This window comes from Mucilaginibacter sp. P4_D1 (assembly GCF_056401935.1).
Genome location: NZ_JBFUIJ010000020.1, coordinates 43,477 through 63,621 on the forward strand (window position 1 = coordinate 43,477; position 20,145 = coordinate 63,621).

General features: G+C 42.4%; 9 protein-coding genes. 6 read left to right on the plus strand and 3 right to left on the minus strand.

Going from position 1 to position 20,145, the window contains the following annotated elements:
• The first annotated feature begins 691 nt into the window (after positions 1 to 691).
• Together AC1DV1_RS17745 and AC1DV1_RS17750 are read left to right on the plus strand one after the other, a co-directional pair.
• A complete protein-coding gene (locus AC1DV1_RS17745) occupies positions 692 to 6,022 on the plus strand; it encodes a DUF7379 domain-containing protein (RefSeq protein ID WP_477361587.1) in 5,331 nt (1,776 codons plus the stop codon).
• 11 nt (positions 6,023 to 6,033) lie between these two features.
• The gene (locus AC1DV1_RS17750; protein WP_477361589.1) at positions 6,034 to 6,867 is read left to right on the plus strand and encodes a DUF4062 domain-containing protein; all 834 of its coding nucleotides are present in this window, start codon (positions 6,034 to 6,036) and stop codon (positions 6,865 to 6,867) included.
• Positions 6,868 to 7,039: 172 nt separating this feature from the next.
• On the opposite strand, the gene AC1DV1_RS17755 is transcribed toward AC1DV1_RS17750, so the two are convergent.
• The 3 genes from AC1DV1_RS17755 to AC1DV1_RS17765 form a co-directional block, all read right to left on the minus strand.
• Entirely contained in the window at positions 7,040 to 8,584 is a 1,545-nt protein-coding gene (locus tag AC1DV1_RS17755; RefSeq protein ID WP_477361591.1) for an argonaute/piwi family protein, read from the minus strand.
• Complete coding sequence (locus tag AC1DV1_RS17760; RefSeq protein ID WP_477361593.1) at positions 8,581 to 9,885, minus strand: toll/interleukin-1 receptor domain-containing protein; 1,305 nt, start codon at positions 9,883 to 9,885, stop codon at positions 8,581 to 8,583. Before AC1DV1_RS17760 ends, AC1DV1_RS17755 begins: the two co-directional genes overlap by 4 nt.
• Positions 9,886 to 10,057: 172 nt before the next feature.
• Positions 10,058 to 13,465 carry a leucine-rich repeat domain-containing protein gene (locus AC1DV1_RS17765; protein ID WP_477361595.1) on the minus strand — a complete coding sequence of 1,136 codons (3,408 nt, stop codon included), beginning with the start codon at positions 13,463 to 13,465 and terminating at the stop codon, positions 10,058 to 10,060.
• Positions 13,466 to 13,744: 279 nt separating this feature from the next.
• On the opposite strand from AC1DV1_RS17765, the gene AC1DV1_RS17770 reads away from it, so the two are divergent.
• From AC1DV1_RS17770 to AC1DV1_RS17785, 4 genes are all read left to right on the plus strand, one after another.
• On the plus strand, positions 13,745 to 14,077 hold the full coding sequence (locus AC1DV1_RS17770) for a hypothetical protein (protein ID WP_477361597.1): 333 nt from the start codon (positions 13,745 to 13,747) through the stop codon (positions 14,075 to 14,077).
• A gap of 12 nt (positions 14,078 to 14,089) precedes the next feature.
• Positions 14,090 to 14,392: a hypothetical protein gene (locus AC1DV1_RS17775; protein WP_477361599.1), complete on the plus strand. Its 303-nt coding sequence runs from the start codon at positions 14,090 to 14,092 to the stop codon at positions 14,390 to 14,392.
• Between the two features lie 489 nt (positions 14,393 to 14,881).
• Positions 14,882 to 16,357, plus strand: a complete 1,476-nt coding sequence (locus tag AC1DV1_RS17780; RefSeq protein ID WP_477361601.1) for a toll/interleukin-1 receptor domain-containing protein — start codon at positions 14,882 to 14,884, stop codon at positions 16,355 to 16,357.
• A 1-nt stretch (position 16,358) separates the two neighbouring features.
• Positions 16,359 to 19,976 (plus strand): WD40 repeat domain-containing protein, encoded by a 3,618-nt coding sequence (locus AC1DV1_RS17785; protein WP_477361603.1) that lies wholly within the window; start codon positions 16,359 to 16,361, stop codon positions 19,974 to 19,976.
• Positions 19,977 to 20,145: the final 169 nt, after the last annotated feature.

Here is a 20,145-nt window from a genome sequence, read left to right on the forward strand (position 1 = left end):
CAATATCCCTCACACGAGGCTGTATCATAAATCAAAATTGAAATTCGATGTCGGAATTAAATTTTGTGAAGATATAGATCGGCTACAAAGATTCATCAAAAAGGGCAATTTTCGATTTTGAAAACTACCCTTTTTGATGAATAATAGACCAGGATTGAAATTTTATTTGGCGCTCATTGACCAAAAATGATTTATGATTGGACATTCCGGGGCCATTGATCACCTCGTTCCGAAATAGCAAACAGTTCATTCCGGAACACTTTGACCATTTTAATTTGTTGATTATTAATTGCGATTTTCTTAATTGCCTACACAACTCGATGATCCAAACCGCACGGAATAGTCTGGTCAAGCCTCTCGGAATATCCACCCATATCCCTGTAAAGCTTAGAAAAAGGGCGTTTGTGCAGATCTTCTAAAGTTGCGTAGTTCGGGAGATTACTTATCAATCTCCAAATTGTGCCCAAATAAGTGGTTGCATAAAAAGAGATCAATAAAATAGAACAGGAGCTTGCAGTGCCTGGAAAGAAAGCAAATTTGAGTCACTCATTTTAAATCGCCGATAAAGAGTCAATAAAAGCTCCCTTTCAAAATCTGAAATTCAATATTATTAAAGTGTGTGCTATTTGAAAAAATATCAATAAATTTAAATTGTAATAAATCAAGGTATATCACTTTTAAAATCTAAGCCATGCCTGTTAATCAAATTGTTATAGACGGACGAAAGAACGTTCAAGCGCCAATATCATCGCAATCAACAGATATTATATCGCTGCGCGAATCCTACACTTTAGAAAATGCTACCCGCGGCATCAGCCAAAGTCATATTGTTAATCTTAACGGAACTGACGTAGTTGAATTGATATTTGATGACGGTAGCGTTTGGCTGTGCAATTCTGACACCCTTACAGATGTATTTCCCGAAGCGGCTACGCAGGGCCGATCTGTTGATAGCGCCTTCGTTATACCCCAGGTATTAAAAAACAATCAGGATGACAGGAGCGTCTTAGGTAATATATTATTAAAGGCGATAAATGTTTTTGCCAAAAAAGAAGTTGACCATACAATTGCCACATTAGCGGCCAAACTCGAAAAAAAACAGCTTGATGAACAAAGCGGCTTGTATAGCTTAAGCAAGGACTTTAAACTCGAATTATACCAAGCCAAAGAAACAGTAAGCACTACATTGTTGTTTTTACATGGTACAGCGTCTTCAACGCTTGGCTCATTTGGTAATTTGGCAAATACCGATGTGTGGAGTAATATGTGCCTTACCTACAAAAATAATATACTTGCCTTTCAGCACGAATCGTTAACAAAAAGCCCCTTAGAGAACGTTTTACTATTGGTAAAACAACTGCCTGCTAATATTGAGTTACATTTGGTAAGTCATTCGCGCGGGGGCCTTATCGGGGATATATTAGCTCGTTTTGCTACAGCCGACGAAAGTAATTTTGGCTTTGATGAAAATGAAAAAGCATACTTAAAAAAGACTAATCGCACCGAAGATCTTCGTTTTATAGCGGACATAACTGGAACTCTTAAAAATAAAAAAATAACGATAAGTAAGTTTGTGCGTGTGGCCTGCCCGGCGGCGGGCACAATTCTGGCTTCAAACAGGCTTGATAATTTCTTTAATATTTTATTTAATCTTATCGGGTACGGTACCGGGGCATCGGCCAATCCGGCGTACTCGTTGTTTAAAGATTTGATTGCCGAAGTACTTAATTCAAAAAATGACATTAACGTATTGCCGGGCCTGGAAGCGATGAACCCACAATCGCCTTTCATAAAAATATTAAATAACCCGCAATCAAAAGTCTTAACCACTAACCGCGTATTTGTGGTAGCAGGTAATTCTAACACACGTTTTAACTTAAAAGCGCTGCTAATTTTAGCAAGCAAACTTTTTTATCAGGAAGATAATGACCTTGTTGTAAATACCCGCTCCATGTACCTGGGCTCCAGGCGGTATGATGACGGGTTATACTATTTTGATAATACTACCGAAACCGACCACTTTCATTATTTCACAAACAACGCCACCAGGTCGGCCATTAATAAAGCGCTTGCCGCTTTAGATAACGAGATACCTACTGGGTTTAAACCAATTATACTAAACCAGCAGGGCGAACTTCAGCGCAATGCGTTATTAAACCTGGAAGGCGGACAGGTATTTACTAACAAGGTTACCGGTAATAAACCTATTTTGGTGTTGTTGCCGGGCATTATGGGGTCGAACCTGACTTATGATGATGGACTGTTATGGATCAATTACCTTAAATTTTTAACCGGCGGATTAACTGAACTTGATACTCAAAATGACGGTCATATAAAAGCCCCGTCGTTAATAAAAACATCATACCAAAAATTTGTAGATTATTTTTCAAGCAAATATGATGTTGTTACTTTTCCTTTTGATTGGCGGTTACAGCTTAACGATTCGGCTAAATTATTCGAGAATAAAATAAAAGAATTGCTGGCGTATGATCAACCTATTAAAATTGTAGGACACTCAATGGGTGGCGTGCTGGTGCGCGATTTTATTGTGACTTGTAATGATACCTGGCAAAAACTAAATAAAACGCCCGGCTTCAGGCTGATATTTTTAGGAGCGCCGCTTGGTGGTTCATTTAGGATACCGGCGGTATTATTTGGCCAGGATGCTATTATCAAAAAGCTTAGTAAAATAGATATCTTCCACACCCCGGAGGAACTTATTACTGTTTTTGCAAAATTTTCGGGTATCCTCAATTTGCTGCCTTTAACTAAAAGTGCCAACTACGATTTTTCCGACGCCTCTGTTTGGCGCAAAATGGCTGGTGCTACCAGTACACAGGAATGGCCGGTACCGGCAGCAGCCGATTTGGCTTTGTTTGCTGCGTATCGCGATCAAAACGTTAGCAGCGCTGCTGATATCGATTACAGCAACATGGTGTATATTGCCGGCCAGGATAAGGCTACTCCTTGCGATTATGAAATAACTGCCGCCGGCGAGCTGGTGTTTTTAAACACGGCAGAAGGAGATGCAAGCGTAACCTGGAAAAGTGGGATACCGCAAAAAATAATTGTAAATAATAGTGTTTACTATGTAAACGTTACCCACGGATCGCTGGCAAATGAACCCTCGATATTTAAAGGTATTGAAGAATTATTAGACAAGGGAACTACTAATCTGCTAAGTAAAAACCGCCCCGAAGTTCGGTCTGCACAAAAGTTATTCAGGATGCCGGTGATAGATGATTTTGATGTTTCACAGTTAGGCCTTCAAAACACTTTGCTGGGGCTATCAGATAATAGAGAAAGTGAAGCAGCCCAAAAGCCAATAAAAGCATTTGTAAGTAATGGGCACCTCAGTTATGCCAATTACCCCCTTTTAGCCGGACATTTTAATAAAGACGGCATTTTGCAGGCAGAGCGCATTATTGATAAAATGTTGGGCGGTGCTTTATCAAACCGGCATCGCCTATCTATATATCCCGGCGAAATTGGAAGCAGCGAATTTATTGAATCGAGCACTTCAGGTAATCAAGGGGCCATTATTGTAGGGCTTGGAGACTACGGTTCCCTAACCGGGTTTCAATTAACTAAAACAGTTGAACAAGCCATAGCACGGTACTTGCTTAATCTATCAAATTCATCGGCAGGGACTGGTTTAAAAGGCAAATCGTTAACCGGGATTGGCATATCATCGCTTATAATTGGTTGCGATTATGGCGGCCTGTCTGTAGAGGGTTCGGTAAGGGCAATTATACAGGGTTTGCGCAATGCTAATAATAAATTGATGAATTTACTTGACAGTAATGCCTTGGTTGTTGAAACTATTGAGTTTGTAGAGTTATATCAAGACAAGGCAATGAGCTGTTTTTACTCACTGAAAAAGATAGCCGCCGAACAACCAAAAGACAATAATATAATTCTGGTAAAAAATGAAGTAAAAAAGCTTTTTGGCGCAAATTCACGGATCGTTGAAAATAATTCAGGCTCGTGGTGGACCAGGATCACTGTATGTGAAGAAGCGGTTATGGAACACCAGCAAACGGCAATGGTGAATTATCTGGAGTTTAGTCTATCAACCGGTGGCGCCCGTGAAGAAACGCAGCAACTATCTACAAACAAGTTGATTATCTACAAATTTGTTGAAGAAATATCTATTAACCAAAAATGGACGCCTGAATTAAGCACCACCTTGTTTGAATTGATTATCCCCAATAGTTTTAAAAATCAATTAAAAAAGCAAAACAATATAAATTGGATATTGGATAAACAAACAGCCTGGTTACCCTGGGAGTTATTGCACGATAAATCGAATGATGTAAAACCGATTTGCATTAACTCCGGTATGATAAGGCAATTAAAAACGGATGCAGCCCGGGAGAAAATAAATGCGGTGATACAAGATACCGCCTTGGTTATTGCCGACCCTAATCTTAATGGATTTGTGACGCAGTTAGCCGGAGCGCGTAAAGAAGGGGAAATGGTGTCTGTTATTTTAGATAACGAGGATTTTACAACCACCAAACTAATTTACGAATCACCATTTAATATCATTCAGTCGCTATTTAACAACGATTATAAAATTATACACCTATCGGGACATGGCGCTTTCAATGAAAAAAACCCTCAAAATTCGGGTATGCTAATTGGCGACAATGTGTTTCTCTCAACCCGGGAAATATGCCAGATGAGTACAGTCCCCGAGTTTGTATTTGTTAATTGCTGCCATTTGGGTAAGATTGACGGTGTTGCTGAAGAATTGTATAAAAATAGGTACAAGCTGGCGGCCAACATAGGTACCCAACTGATAGAAAATGGGGTGAAAGCTGTAATTGTAGCCGGTTGGCAGGTTGATGACGCGGCTGCTTTACTTTTTGCCGAAAAATTTTACGCAGCAATGTTTGCTAACGAAATTTTTGGCGAAGCCGTGCGGAAAGCCCGGGGAACGGTTTACGACCAGTATAAAGAGCAGAATAATACCTGGGGCGCTTACCAATGTTATGGCGATCCATTTTACAAGTTTCGTAATACAAACGACGATAATAAAGTTGTCAGCTTATCCTTTTCTATTGCAGAAGAAGCCGAAATACAGCTTTCTAATCTAAAAAACGAGCTGGAAACATCTAAATACACAGCCGACGAATATTTGGAAAGATTACATTCGATATCAAAAGCTGTAGAGGTTGCCGATGTAAGAAACGCCCTTATAACAGAATATGAAGCGCTTATTTACGCCGAACTTGGTGATTACGAGACCGCGCTTTTTATTTTTGACAAACTACTTAAAATAGAAAAGGCTGAGTTTGCGGTATCATCTCTCGAAAAATACCTGAACATCAAAGCAAAACATTTAGCCTACACATTTATTGCGGATAATACCAAACGTACCAGCCTTTTAAAAGAAATAAACGGGGTAATAACAAGCCTTAAAAACTTATTGATATTTGGAGAAACGGCCGAGCGATACGCCATATTAGGCAGCGCCTATAAGCGCAAGGCCTTGCTTTCAACTGGTAAAGACAAAACAATAGCTTATGAAGCTGCCGCTAAAAATTATAGGGAAGCATATAAGCTGAACCGGGATCAATATTCGGCATACGCGCTTAATAACTGGCTTGAAATAGTTAGCATGCTGATTATTGCAGGAGCGGCAAAATGGGGCGGACCGCTTGGCACCGAAAATTTACCTACCAGCAATTCTGCCAAAAAAATACTTAAAGATAAGCTTAGCGAAGCCCGGAATGCATACGCGGATATGGATTTTTGGAATGAGATATCATTTGCCGGCGTTAATTTATGTCTGCTTATAGTAGATGGTGATTTCGATTTTAAAATCGATAAATGGGATAAGTTGCATGATATGTTTAAAGATGTTTGGATGAAAGGGGGGTCTAAAGCAAAAAAGATAGCCGAACTGGAACATATAGAAATTTTGCTAGACGGACTGGGAATAAGCCCCAATGCGCCCAAGATCACTGCCGAACTTGAAAAAATGAAAAAAGCGCTTAAGGGCGTGGTGATATAATTAAAAACAGGATGAGCGCCAAACCATTATTAACAATATATCTTTCATCAAAGTTTGCCGATATGACTGCTTATCGGAAAGCGATTGAGGGTGTTTTAAAAATTGGTGAATATGCAGATACAATAAAGCTTTTATATGCTGAAAACGCCATAAACGAGGATATCTCGGGATGGAAAAAAGTTGCAATTGATGTTATAAGCTGCGATCATTATTTTTTGCTGATGAGCGAAAGGTATGGCTCAATTTGTAAAGACCCGCAAGTTAATCCGAACGGAATATCATTTACCGAACATGAATTTATTACGGCGAAAAATAACAATAAGCCAATAAGGGTATTTGCCGGAACAGATCCCGATTTAATGAATTTTAAAGATGTATTAGAAGACGGGACAGACATTGATAAGAAGAGGAAATTAGAAAATTTTAAGGCTGTATTAGCACTCGAAGACAGATATGGGCCGAAACCCTTCGCTACCCTTAATGAGTTATTAAAACAAATTCAGGCGGTGGTATTTTCACTGTTTATAAGGCGCCTGCCGCCCGGCAACGAAAATTACATATACACATTTTGTAACCGCCTTTATCAAACCACTGTATTTAACAATAACCAGTTAACCACGGGCGGTTTTAAAGCTTTTATTGTGCGCGGCGAAGATGCTGACCTTGGTAATGAATTGATAAAACGATTTTGTTTGCGTAAACTGCTTGTAACTGACCACAAATTTTGGAAACAGGAGCTGGTTTTAACAGAAAAGACTAATGAAGGGAACGCAAAAAGCCTGCTTAATTGGAAAAAACAATTACGTTGCCCCCTCTTCGCCAATTTACCTTGTGGCTATAATTAACTGTATTTCAGCCTTTAAAGTGATCAAATCTAAATTGGCAACTGGGGTCAATTAGGTGCGGTTTATCCAGGCTGAATGAAAACCTGCTAAAAGCCGAAACACACATTTTTTCTCATACCAAGTCCGATCATCAATTGGACAATGTGCTCAACTGGCAACTTTAGCCGGGCAATTAAATATAGTAAATGAATTTGCGCTGGCTAGTGCGGATATTGTCCGCAGCGGTTAAGATATCACCGATCATATCCGAGAATTTTAAAGTTACGGGCAGCCCATCGCCATAGATACAGGCATTATAGTTCAGTTTGGTCAGTGCCATAATATCTTTTAACACCGTTTCGATTTCGCCGTTGCCCCGGTTGATACGAACATGTATTGGATTAGGGATCTCCATACTTAAGCTCGTTTTTAAACGGGGAACATATCCTTTGGTAAATAAATAAGCCTCGTGCGGCGAAACGATTAATGTCAGGCCTCGCAGGACGCCGTAACGACTGGTCCCGGAGATTGCATCCCGGAAGAATTTCAGGTCACGTGAATATTTGATCGTAATTCCAACCAAATTTGTAGCAGCATCCCGTGCGGTAAGCGCGGACATAAAACCGTTCCATTCCTGGTCCGTAAAATTAGCTTTGCCATGAATAAACATTTCTACGGGGTAGCGCGCCCATTTGCTGTAATAATCGTCCAGCGCCATACCGAGCAGTTCTTCGGCGCTCTTTCCATCCAGATGATATTCTTTATTGGCCGCTTTCCAGAGGCCGATATTTCCCCGGAATACAGTGCCGTCGCCGTCTTTCAAAAACATCTGCGCCGCGCTGCAGGCGTACTCATTGCGTTTGTCTTCCGAGAGCTGTTTAAAAACCAGCCCGATATAGCAAACACCATCGCGGATATCGTTTAGTTTCCAGGGTAATTTACCCAGCTTATAATAAAGCGTAGTAGATTGCGTCCAGGCGATATGCGCTTTCATGTTTTTTTCAAAAGCTACGTTGGTCATCTTATCGCGGAATTCCAGCGTTGACTCCAACATGATCTGCACCGGTGTCTGTATTTTTTCAGCAATGAGCCGTGCCTTAAGCAAATGATGAAAGTTTGAGCTGGAACCCATCAGCTTTTCAAGTTCACCGGCATAAGCCTCGTCACCAAATAAAGAGCTCTGACCACCTTTGGCCATGTCCAGAAATGATTGGGTTCCCTTGCTGATATCCTTACCTTTACTCAGTGGGCGACAAAGCTTCCATATATTGACCGGTATGATGATAAACCAAATATCTAATTGCTCCTGTTCTTCGTTTACAAACTCAACCAGTTTTTTCAGATAAAGGTCAACCAGTGTGGAAGAGCGCTTCTTCTTGTGTTTTTCCTTATGCAGGATTTCCCGGATACGTTTTTCAGGCACCGTTAACCGCACTTCCGGTTTGGCCGGCCATTTGACATTAAACACGCTCTCAAATCCCGGAAAACTGGGGCGTTGAACTTCATCTGTTTTGAGTTTGCCGTAAATTTTCTTGCTGGAGAAAAGCGGTGAATTTAGCTCATCTACAAAAGTACCATAAAGCACTTCAGCTTTTTCAGTCCCGATCACGCCGGCACGCAGTGTATGCTGGTTAAAACTTTCATGCGGCCCATAGAGGATCAGCCCGTCCCGCGGGTCCTTAGCCTCCTGGTTATAGCCAAATGTCAGCGAAGGCTCTTCGATATAGGTGATCCTCATGCTTCATCCTCCTCTTTTACGGGCTCCTGGTAGCCTACTTCAGATTCAAAACTCAATGGCACGGTATCTATAACGATCTCCGTTTGCCCGTGACAGGGGATGCGGATCTTGAAATCTGTTGCAAAGTTTGAAAACCGGTATAAAAAGGCCACAATCGTTTCGAACCATTTTTCATTGTACCAGTCTACGGTACTGGATTTACGGAGTTTTTGCAAAGTCTTTGTGTCATATAGCGCTTCTGTCTGCGTATCCGTGTAAAGCACGTGATAATTAACCCGGTAGGCAGTCAGTGGATGAAGGATTGCTTCGAAACTTAAACCGAAGTGCCACATACTTCCTTTGGTTTTCCCCACTATAGTCCGGCGTTTTTTACCAATATGTTCCAGAGAGATCTGTTTAATATTCTCCGGGCCGGAAGAATAGAAATAACAAAAACGGTCACTGGCCATTTCATGCTTACGCGACCTGGTTTGCGGGGCATATTTAATCAGGCTGGTATTCATGAGCTTTATCAGCTTTTTACGCGCGTCCTGTATCTGGAATTCATGCAGGTCAACCGTTTGCCTTTTGAACTCATCAGTTTTAAACAACCAGCATTTTAAAACCGGGACTTGATATTCCTGCATGGCAGTCTCATCAAAAAAGCCAATCACATAACAGGATTCTACAATAAAAGCATAGGGGAACCGTGCCGTAAGCATAGCTGGGTCACATTTATAAACATAAATGTCGTCCGGCAGGGTAACCGGCAGCCAGTTGGAATAATAACGTTCCACTTTAGCCAGCGGCTGCGGGCCGACCGCCAAAAAATCATACCAGCGGCCCAGTATATTAAAAGCCGGGGCGGCAACCGGCAACTCCAACGATTTTAAATGCGCCACCAGTTTTGAGAGTCCGTCGCCCCAGTTCCTTGAAAAGTCGATTAGATCGCGGTCCACGATCCCTACCGGGAAGTCATTATTAGATAAAGTTTGATCCATTAGAATCGGAACAATAAAACCGGCTGTGTTTTGTTGTTTACCTACAATACGGGCCAGCGACAATTCGTTGGCCACGCCGGTATCTGGCTGACCGGATTTATGTAAATAAGCTGCGGTCAGGATAGGCAGAAATAACACAGCCTCATTGCGCAGACCCTGTTCATAAAGCTGGTTAAAATACTCGCCTGGCGCAATAGATTCGGCATCCACCCAGGTCGCATAGCCCATGAGCTGCAATTTGCTGGATAGCCACAAAGCAAAATAATTGTCTGCCGGGTTGGCATGACTAATAAAGAGTTTTGTTTTAACTGAAGCGGGCATATCCAGGTTTTAATGCAAGGTTCTAATTTATGGATTACCTAAAATAAAAACTGAGGTTGTGGATAAAAGTCAAAATGTGGATTAATTTTCCAGGGTTATCTAAAAATCAGGAAGGTATTCTTGATTGCAATGCCCTGAAATGCGCAGTGCTGTTTCTTATATCAGGAAGCACCTAAGCCAGGTCGCGGATACTTTGGGCCACCCTCCGAAAAGCCGCATCGATATTATCCTGCAGGTCGATCACCTGGCCGTATTCCACACCATTCTGGAACACGCTTAAGGGCGAATCCTCCCAAAGACAGCTCCGGATAATCACCGGAACAATCCGGAATTTTTGATCAGCTTTCTGGCGTTCCAGAGCATTTTTGATCTCGACGTCCCAGATATAATTGGAGGCCAAGAAATCGTCGCTCACCAGGAAGATGACGATATCCGATTCGGCCATTTCCTTTTTGATCCGGCTGTCCCAGTCATCGCCGGCCTGCAGTTCCCGGCAGGTCCAGGTACTGACCGTGCCGTTCCGCTTCAGCAAACTCAAATGGTTTTCCATTTTTTTGAGATAGGCAGTGTCCTCCTTTGAAAAAGAGATAAATATCTTTTTCAGCTTAGGCTCCTTCGTTAGGTAAGCTTTAAAGTCCGCCAGTTTATAATTAACGTCCTCGTACTGGAATAACCAGCTCTCGTTCTTTTCACAGCTATGAATAAAGGACAGCGGTATAAAATGCACACCATCCACCGTCACTTGCGGCGTAATCTTGCCCTCATCATTAATTTCACCGATATGCCGGACAATATCATCCAGCAAAACTTTCCCCTTTGCTTCGTTCATACAGTAAAGATCAATGTGCGGCTTTTCCAGGCTGGCGCCATCGCGGACAAAGCGGACCATCACGATTTCCCCGGTCGCATGATCTTTTAATACCAGGCCTTCCCGCCAATAATAAAAATAATCAGTACCCTGATCCTGCATGGTTTGCTGCGCGTAAGACTGGAAAAAATCAAGGATTACATTCTGGTGGATATAACCCTCAAAAATGAAACGGTAAACCGGCTTCTGAAAAGCGCTCAGGAACAATTTAACCCCGTTTACCGGTACCTTGGGCAGGTATAAAGGGGCGATGAATCGGTCGGTTGTCCCCGGTTTTTGCACAATGATTTTAAATTGCATCATCAATTCCACCAGTGTCTGGCAAGCCCCGTCGAACTGTGCTTTCTCCAGCGCCTCAGCAATATGGGTTTTAGTGAATTCTCCCGCGTCATGTTTAACCTTTAAAAGGATATCGTAAATATGTTGCAACACTTCGTCCAGGTTGAGAAATACCCGGGTTTGGAGATGCCTGTTCTCCGGATAATATAAAATCAGGCCAATATCGTTCAGGTAACGTGCAAAACTTTTGACATCCCGGTCATCGAACAGCAGCGGTTTGAGCTGAACCTGTGTAAAGCCTGCYAGCTCGGGGCTGTTTTTGATCGCCTCATTGCAAAAGTTCCGGAACTTAAGGAAACTCATTTCGACTTTTTCCGCTTTAGACAGCGCTTCCAGCTGGCTTTTGGCGATACCCCAGGTGCCTGAAAATTCCTGGTCAACGATTTCGTTCGTTTCCAGTAGCTCTGCCAGCTGCTCCTTAAACTGCGTGAACCGCCGGCCCGTGGCCAGGGATAAGTTACCGAAATCAAAGATCTGAGGACAACCCTTTTGCAGCTCAGCCTGGTTAATAAAACCGATGTCCGTAATCCTGTCCGCTTTATTTTGCACAACCAGGATATTGCGCGGCTCCTGGAGCAATTCAGCCACCTCTTCATTGGTGTTGTTAACCGCGTCCAGTATTTTAGTCATATCCCCTGTGATCGCGGCAATTCGCTCATCGCGTTCATTTAGGATATTACGGATCTCCTGCTCACCGGTGGAGATCTTTCGCCGGCTGGTAAAAAACCTGATGGTATCCAGCCAAAAGGGCAGGGGATAACCCTGGACATTCACTTCGCGGATAACACCGTCCCTTTGCCTTTGCCGGATCGGGTTTTCTTTAAATTCATCGCTCGCCTTGTCCCATAACAGGATATATGCCGATTGATCGGTAAAAAACAAATAGTGTGTGTCATGATAATATTCCTGACCGCCGAAGTCAAAAATGGCGACATTATAAGTTTTTTTATTGAGCTCCAGGGGAAAACGCTTGACCTCCATCCAGTGCGTCGTAGACAGATTCAGGTTAACCTCACCGGTCTCCAGCCAATGCGCCAGGGTAGATTTACCGGCATTACTGTTACCGACCAGCAATAATTTGATCGCATCATTTTTAAATGACGGCACACTGGCCCGGCGTTCGATATCTATACGGTCGAAATAAGCCAGTACCTCATACTTCCCCTGGGCGACCAGTTGCGGCAGCGGGTGGCTTAACTTCGTCTTGGCCACGTTGATCGTATTTTTCTGCCATTTCGTATCCGAGATGCCGATTTTCCGGATCAGCTCGCGGATGTCCGCAAGGTCCCTGATCGGGTTCGCATGCAGGTCGATCGTTTCGATGCCGTGAAAAGTATTCAGGAAACGAATATCGCTCAGCCCGTTATTGCTGAGATAAACCTCTTTCAGGTCGAACAGCATGATGTCGTTCCGGATATGCTTGATCAGGTTGTTATTCAGGTGGAGCCGCTGCGATTTCTGCAGTTTGCCGATTGTTTGAAAAGACCCGATCTGGTTATTGCTGAGGTTTAAGTGCACCAGTTTCGACAATTTGGAAAAAGGCAAAAAATCTTTTAAACGCCAGCGCCGCTTAAAAGTGCCGTCTTTATCTTTCCAATCGCCCCCACAGATCAGTTCTTTAAGGTTTTTTAAGAATTTAATCCCCACAGGGACGTAATAGAGATTATTCGGTATTCCCTGGTTTGCACTAGTTAACCGCTGCCAGCGCCCATCTACCGCTTCAGCCCATTCGTTACTGAGTACCAGTCGTTCCAGGTGGGTACAGGTAAAGAGCTCCGGAAGTAAAGACAAATCGGTGATCCCGCAGTTCCCCAAGTCAAGGCTGCTTCGTTTATTTAACTTGCAAAACTGGATTTTTTCCTTGGCAGGCGACAGCAAGGCGTCAAACGATTCTACCACAATTTGGGGGAGGCGAAGGTCTAAATCAGATGAGGGATAGAGCACCGGATTGAAACTCGCATCGAAAAATGCCGGGCTTGAGCTTAGCTGATCATACAAAGGGCTTAAATCATAGATCTGGTTGCCGGAAACATCGATATAGCTCAGTTTTCGGAACTTTTTGAGCATCGTGATGTCTTCGATCAGGTTATTGCTGAGATCAAGATATACCAATTGAGTAGCGTCTTGTATAAAATGAAGCGATGAGATCTTATTATTAGACAGTGACAAATGCTGGATTTCCGTCATTCGCTTGAGCGGCGAGATGTTGCTAATCCCAAGCCCAACAAGCGATAGTTCAATCACTTTGCCGATAGCGTTCCGTTTAAAATAAGGCCCACTGATCATAGAGAGTTGTTTATCATCGGTATATTCATCGAGTTCAATACCGTAAAAAGCTTCCAGCTTTAGAATACTCTGAGGTTTAGGATTCATTTGATTATAAAAAATTAAGACAGCAAGCCCGACGGATTCGCAGTGCCAGAATAACAATAGTACAGCCTAAGGTTGATAATGATAGGGTCATCGGTAGCCAAATATATCTTATCGGGCGCAATAAACAAATTAACTTTTTGCATACCGCCCGGCGCTGAAAAAATAAAACTCCGTGGTCGCCGGCCTGGCCGCGGTGATCCGTGAATGTTACCCTAAACTGAAAGCGCAGCAGGTCAAAGACATCATTTTTAAATCGGTGGCCTTAACCCACACCCGCCTATGGCTTGGTCAGAAGACTCCGACAATTGCATCAGCGTTTATACCACATTGGTAGACCTTGAAAAGAATGATCAAAGCGTACATTTCGCCGACGCTGGCCCACTCAAAATGCAGGACCTCCAGTTTTTAAATACCACCAAGACGCCGGCACTGCAACTGAATGATGCTACTAGGCTCGCTAAAACGCTCAATAATATTTTCATCCGCACCTTCCAGGCGCCGTACCGGTCGGGATATGATGCCGACAAAGCCGTTGCCGCGATGATCACTTGTCCTGATCTCCGCCGAAAAGACCGTGATCAACCTGTCCGATACCATCGCCTTAGCTTATAAAATCGGTACCGCATGAAGAAACTTTATCTGATCGCCGCCCTCATAGTCAGCACTTGTCTTCCCTTCATCACGATGGGGCAGGGGCACGGCGTAGGCTCCCTCGGAAAGAAACTACTCGCCAAAGTAGTTGATAACCCTGAACTAACCAATGATGCCTACACCCAGTTCCGCTCCACGCTACTGAATGCCGCACCCGGCCGGTATGATTTCGTTCGCAACCTTGATCTTAAATTCAAAACTTTTAAGGCCGGAAAACAATCCGCCACACTTGGTTTTGAATATAAATACGATAATAGCTGGACGCGTAGCTCTTAAACTGCGGATTTCTCGCAGCGCTTCAACCTGAATCTCGACGGCAACGTCGCCTTCAAACGCGAACTGAACCCCAACAACCCTCTCGAATCCAAATTTACGTTTAACCTGTCCTGGTTCTGGGGCGGCCAGTCCCGCGACAACACCACTGAAGAAGCAGCCGAAGTAATCAGCGGCCTCCTCGTAAAGATAATATTGGATATCTGCCTGGCTAAGATACGCTGCGATCTCGCGGCATCTCGGTTTATCCACCCTTTTATGGCTAAGAAAATCGCAGGGCCGGTTTCGAACCTCATCGCTTTCAAAAATTACAGGTGTGCTTTACTGCCAATGGCTTTATTGATCCCCTTGGTCATCTCCAAAAATACAATAAGCACCAATAAAACGGGTGTGTGGAGGGCTCGGAACCGGGAAATTATTTTTTTTTTTAGCGACCTACTTGCAATTATTAATCTTATTTATTTAAATTACAACTTATTCTAAACCAATTCAATGAGTCCCGAAAGTAAACCTAAACCGACGGAAATACAGCAACTTTCAGAGTTTCTGTATGCCACTATAAGTGATGACATTTTAAGAAGGACAGGACAGTGCGTACTTATCCTTGGACCAGAACTTTCTATCAATGAAAATGGGGTCGGTTACAAAAAAAGGTTCAGGGAAATTGTCGATGACACCACCAATAATTCAAAGTATTTATACAGGGATAACCTTTTTCATTTCAACGACGATATTGAACGGCGATTAGTGATGAGCCAGATCATGGACTTCTACAAAAAAGTCGGAGACCCCATGCTGCTCGAAATGATCTCGCGAATTCCTTTTTCACTGATCATCAATGTGTGTCCTGACGAGGCGTTAAATAACGTTTATCGCAAAAAAGGGTATAAATTCGAGGAGGCGTATTTTTCTGCCACAAATGTAAATTTGAAGGCGGAAGTAAACGTTCCGACAAAAGAATGCCCGTTGATCTATAATATCTTTGGTTCCATCGAGTTCCCTCAATCGCTAATCTTTGATCATAATAAATTATATCAAACTATAGCGCAACTCCTTCCGCCATTATCCTTGCCACGGAATTTGGAGCAGTATCTGTTAAATACAGCTAACAGCTTTATATTCTTAGGCTTCAATTTTGATTCGTGGTATTATCAGCTGATATGTCACAAACTTGGCCTGGCACCCAAAGTTAATGTTTGTACCCCGAACATAGAAGAGGATGACCATGTGAGCATCCTAATGAAGAAAACCTTTAGCATGGATTTCACAGCTGACACGCCGGCTCAATTTATTCATGAATTGCTGATCAGATGCGAAAGCCAATTACGCGCAGCTGACACGCGTGGGAGATACAGCGCGTTTGTTTCTTACGCCTGGAACGGGCCTGAACAGGCTGACAGAGCCTTCATCGTGGATCTTATCGAGAAAAGCTTCATGAAAAAGCTTCCTGACACATTTAAATTGTTCAGTGATCATTCTGACCTGCACTATGGTGACAGCATAAATTCCTTTATGCACATGATCGGTACTGGTAAAACGGTATTCCTCGTTGTTAGCGATAAATATCTGAGGTCAAGGTATTGTATGACAGAGGCGCTTCGGGTCAATGACTATAATGATCCCGACAAACGAACGTACATTGTTTTACTTGAAGATGCTGCCAAAGTGATCAATGCCGATAACGTAAGTACAGAATCTGAAAGCACCTATGCTTTATTTTGGAGGTCGGAATGTGAGAGATTGTTAAAAAAAGGAGGTTTTGAAGATAAGAAAAAACTAGCACAGGCGATAGATATCTACAGGTTTATAGATTCGTTCATCGAATTGGTAACCGAGAGAGTGAACTTCTCTTTGCAGTATAAAGATATCCTCACGAATGCGGCAGGCGAGCTGGATATAATCGAAGGAAAAAAAGATAAATATGAGAAATTTATAAATGAAGTGGTCACCAAATTAACTGCGAACTGATATGGCTGGAAAAAAACTTCGCTATCCTGGCTTAAATTATTTTTCAGAAAAAGATGCGAATATATTCTGCGGCAGGAGCGAGGATTCGCAAAGGTTATATACGCAGATCATGGTTGGCCAGACCCTTGTATTGCACGCCGAATCGGGAACAGGAAAAAGCTCATTGATCAGGGCGGGCTTGTTGCCCCTGCTTCGTAACCTTCAACCTGAACTGGTCACCAGGATATTTAAATTTGATGAGCGGAGTTTTGCGCTCAAAAAGTCGGATGATTTTGACCCTAAAAACAGCAATGCGCTTGTGCAGGATATTATTAGTTCATTAAAAACTGGTTTAGATCCGGGTGATGAACTGCCGTTTTTAAAAGGAGCGGAGGAAAGCCTTTGGCTGATCGCAAAAAAAATATCAAAGAACAAAGAGGCTGGCGCAAGGCAGCCGCGCTTACTGCTGATCTTTGACCAATTCGAGGAATTTCAGACGTTTGCCAGCCCGGTCATTAAAACGTTTAAAAAGGAAGTAGGGGACCTGATGAGCCTCGATATCCCTCAAACCTATTATGACCGCATGCAGCGCCAGCTCGATGAAATGTTAACAGACCGGGAACTAACCCCGGTACAACGGGAAGTATATAACCGGGAAATCCGGTTCCTGATGGAACCCCTTAATGTAAAACTGGTGTTTGTTGTCCGGGAAGACAAGTTAGGAACAATAACCTATCTGTCAGACATACTGCCCGATATTTATAAGAATGATTTTTACCTGCGTTCGTTAACCACTCCCAATGCTAAACTTGCATTTATGAGGCCTTGCCAGGCAGAAGGTGAATTTGAATCACCACCGTTCCAGTTTGATAATGAACAATTGGTGGATGACCTAATCCTGGCTTTAAAGGATAAAGATACCGACCTGGTTGATCCTATAGAGATCCAGATCGTTTGCAGCAATATTGAACGGAATATCATCCACCGGCCAAAACTAAAACTATTATACTCAACGCTGAAAGTCGCGAAAAGTGACATTCCCGACATACTGGATATTATCAATAATTTTTACATAACCAGCTGGACGAATGTAAATGAGGTCTTATCGGTGAAATTTCCTGCGATCACAGAAGAAGTATTGGATAAGGTGCATAAAAAGATCGTTAAAGAATTGGTTGTCGGAGATCATCGTAATCTTGTAAATGAAGAAAAGTTGGTTTCTGATCCAAATAAAGGCGAAAGTCAAATTGCTGTAGCAACGCTGCTATCGGCAGGTTTGGTGCGTTCAATTTCGGCCGATAATGAAAAATATATTCAACTTTGCCATGATCGCTTTATTAAACCGGTATTGGAGGACAAGCTGAAGATCAAAGCGCTTGAACAGGCGGAAAAAGAGCAACAAAACTTAGCGGCCGCGCTACTTGCACGGCAGGAAAAGAATAAGCTCAATCGAATGCTATGGATCGGCGTGGGCATTGTTCTTTTTATCATTTTTGGTGCAATTGGCTATAATTTGTTACAGGCAAAAGCAAACAGGGAAAAACAACAAACGTTGGACATAGCACGCATCACCCGTCGAACTAATCCACAACTCAGTTTCCTGATTGCACAAAGCTGGCTGGACGACCACGGGAATGATGCCGATTTTAAAGCGTTTGCTGATGGATTTCGCGCATCGACCACACCGTCTCTTTTGGGAATCTTTTATCAGCCCTCTAAAATCAGTGAAGTTGCAATCGATCACGATAAGCTATCAGTGCTGGGTAGTAATGCTTTTGTCAACTGGGACATTAAATCAAGGCTGATTGATTCGAATAAAGACATATTCATGGGTGAATGCCTGCACCGTTTCACCAGAAACAAAAAAGTTTATTTCATGCTGCACACCGGGAAATACCTTGAAGTTCGTGATGAAAATAAAAAAATAATACTCCAGGACCAGATCGGCAATAAACAACCCACCACTGCTGTTTCGCATAATGGCCGGTGGATATTGGTAGGTAAAGATTTACTGGAGTTTGAAAATCCCAAGAAGATCATCAGCCTACCGGTATTTAATCCGGTTAAACATTCAGAAGTAGTGGCAGCGGCGTTCTTAAGGGACCCATCGCATTTGGCAGTTTCATTTACCACGGGTTATAAGATCATTTACAAGATCGACCGGGATGATATTTCCAAAACAAAGGTTATACTTGTACTGCCTCCATCCAACCACCAGTTATATACTGCTGCTAATGCAATTGCTATAGATACTGCAAATAAATACCTGGTGGCGGGTAATACAAAGAATGAGGTTGAAGTTTGGAGGTTACCAGCACTTAGAGGACTAGACTTCCTGTCAGCTGTAGTTCCAGATAAGGAGTTTCAAAGCAGGGTCGCTGATAGTATTATGATGTCGAAGCCGCTTTACATATTAAAAGGACATTCCGATAATATTTTAAGCATAGCCATCTCAGCAAGCGGAAAATACATATTAAGCGGTAGTCGTGATCATTATGCAATTCTTTGGCAACTGGCGACAGGAAAAAAGATCGCTGCATTAAAAGGGATGACCTCATCCGTAGTCATGACAGCATTCTCCAAAACGGAAGATGAATTAATTACCACAACAGCCCAAGGCGAGATGTACGTTTGGAGTACAAATAACATCGCACGTCTTTATAAAGAAAATAGGCTCAATAGATTTTCTCCATTTGATTATTACAACGCGGGCCTGGATCAGTCTAACCCACTTGTTAAGGACTTTTCTGACACAACGTCCGATATTATCAGATCTTACCAGTTAACATTTGATTACATTAGCAATATGCCGGATTCAAATGCTTATCTTCATGACGATGATTATTTGCATAATCTTGACCGCGCCTTTAAAGAAATAGCAAACAGGTACAATCGGTTGGCATCTAATCCAGCCTTCAAGCACTTGACCATTCCTCAACAACAATATATCAAGCAACTGTATAACCGTTTGATACTTCGTAAAAGCACGCTTTTAGATGAATCGGATGATGAGGAAAAAGCAAAAGTTCTGCGAAAGGGGGAGCAACTTTTGCAGGATGCCCGGATACAGGTACAAATCTTAGATACGAGTGATATGCGATCCGCTCTTATTATAAGTGAAAAACTGATCAATTATTCTATATACTACAGGGACTTGATCAAAAACTACAATAGCAGCCTCGAGTATCTTAATGCGGCCAACGATCTAATTCTAAAATATGAGAAAAAAAACCCTGATAACCCCGATTTGCTGTATAGTCAAACAGTGATCACCTATTATATGGCTTTAAACTATTTATACCTAAAGCAAATCAATAATGCGCAAGTAAAAGCCAAGGAGTTAAATCAGATTAACAATGGCAATCAATTGTCAAATGTAGTGATGATCCTATCTGATCTTTACAACAATAGTTATGACGCCGCCCTAAGTAATTTTTATTCCAAAGAAAACATTGTGATCTGGACTGGTGACCAAAATATTTCTTTACGTACAAGGCTCATTGCTTTATTAACAACTATTCGAAGTAAAAGACAACTGACACCAGCAGCCGCCAAATTCCTGGCAGCGATTCAATTAAGGCCTAACCCGGTCAAGCTTGTTAAAGTTAAACGACATAAAACTAAACACAGGCACGCATGAAATTAGAACCAAAAGCTAATTTCAATTATTAATAGGTCGGCATATCGAATTCATACTGGACATTCCGCCATGCTTGACCATGCTCTTCCGTGCGAATTAGATCAATTAGTGGTGTTGTTGAATAATAGTTATGACAATTTTAATTCAGCTATTTAGCATGGTCAAAGTG

Bases quoted from the DNA above. Each gene is read 5' to 3' on its own strand.
- AC1DV1_RS17745 (WP_477361587.1), top strand. From the start codon at position 692: ATGCCTGTTAATCAAATTGTTATAGACGGACGAAAGAACGTTCAAGCG.
- AC1DV1_RS17750 (WP_477361589.1), top strand. From the start codon at position 6,034: ATGAGCGCCAAACCATTATTAACAATATATCTTTCATCAAAGTTTGCC.
- AC1DV1_RS17755 (WP_477361591.1), bottom strand. From the start codon at position 8,584: ATGAGGATCACCTATATCGAAGAGCCTTCGCTGACATTTGGCTATAAC.
- AC1DV1_RS17760 (WP_477361593.1), bottom strand. From the start codon at position 9,885: ATGCCCGCTTCAGTTAAAACAAAACTCTTTATTAGTCATGCCAACCCG.
- AC1DV1_RS17770 (WP_477361597.1), top strand. From the start codon at position 13,745: ATGGCTTGGTCAGAAGACTCCGACAATTGCATCAGCGTTTATACCACA.
- AC1DV1_RS17775 (WP_477361599.1), top strand. From the start codon at position 14,090: ATGAAGAAACTTTATCTGATCGCCGCCCTCATAGTCAGCACTTGTCTT.
- AC1DV1_RS17780 (WP_477361601.1), top strand. From the start codon at position 14,882: ATGAGTCCCGAAAGTAAACCTAAACCGACGGAAATACAGCAACTTTCA.
- AC1DV1_RS17785 (WP_477361603.1), top strand. From the start codon at position 16,359: ATGGCTGGAAAAAAACTTCGCTATCCTGGCTTAAATTATTTTTCAGAA.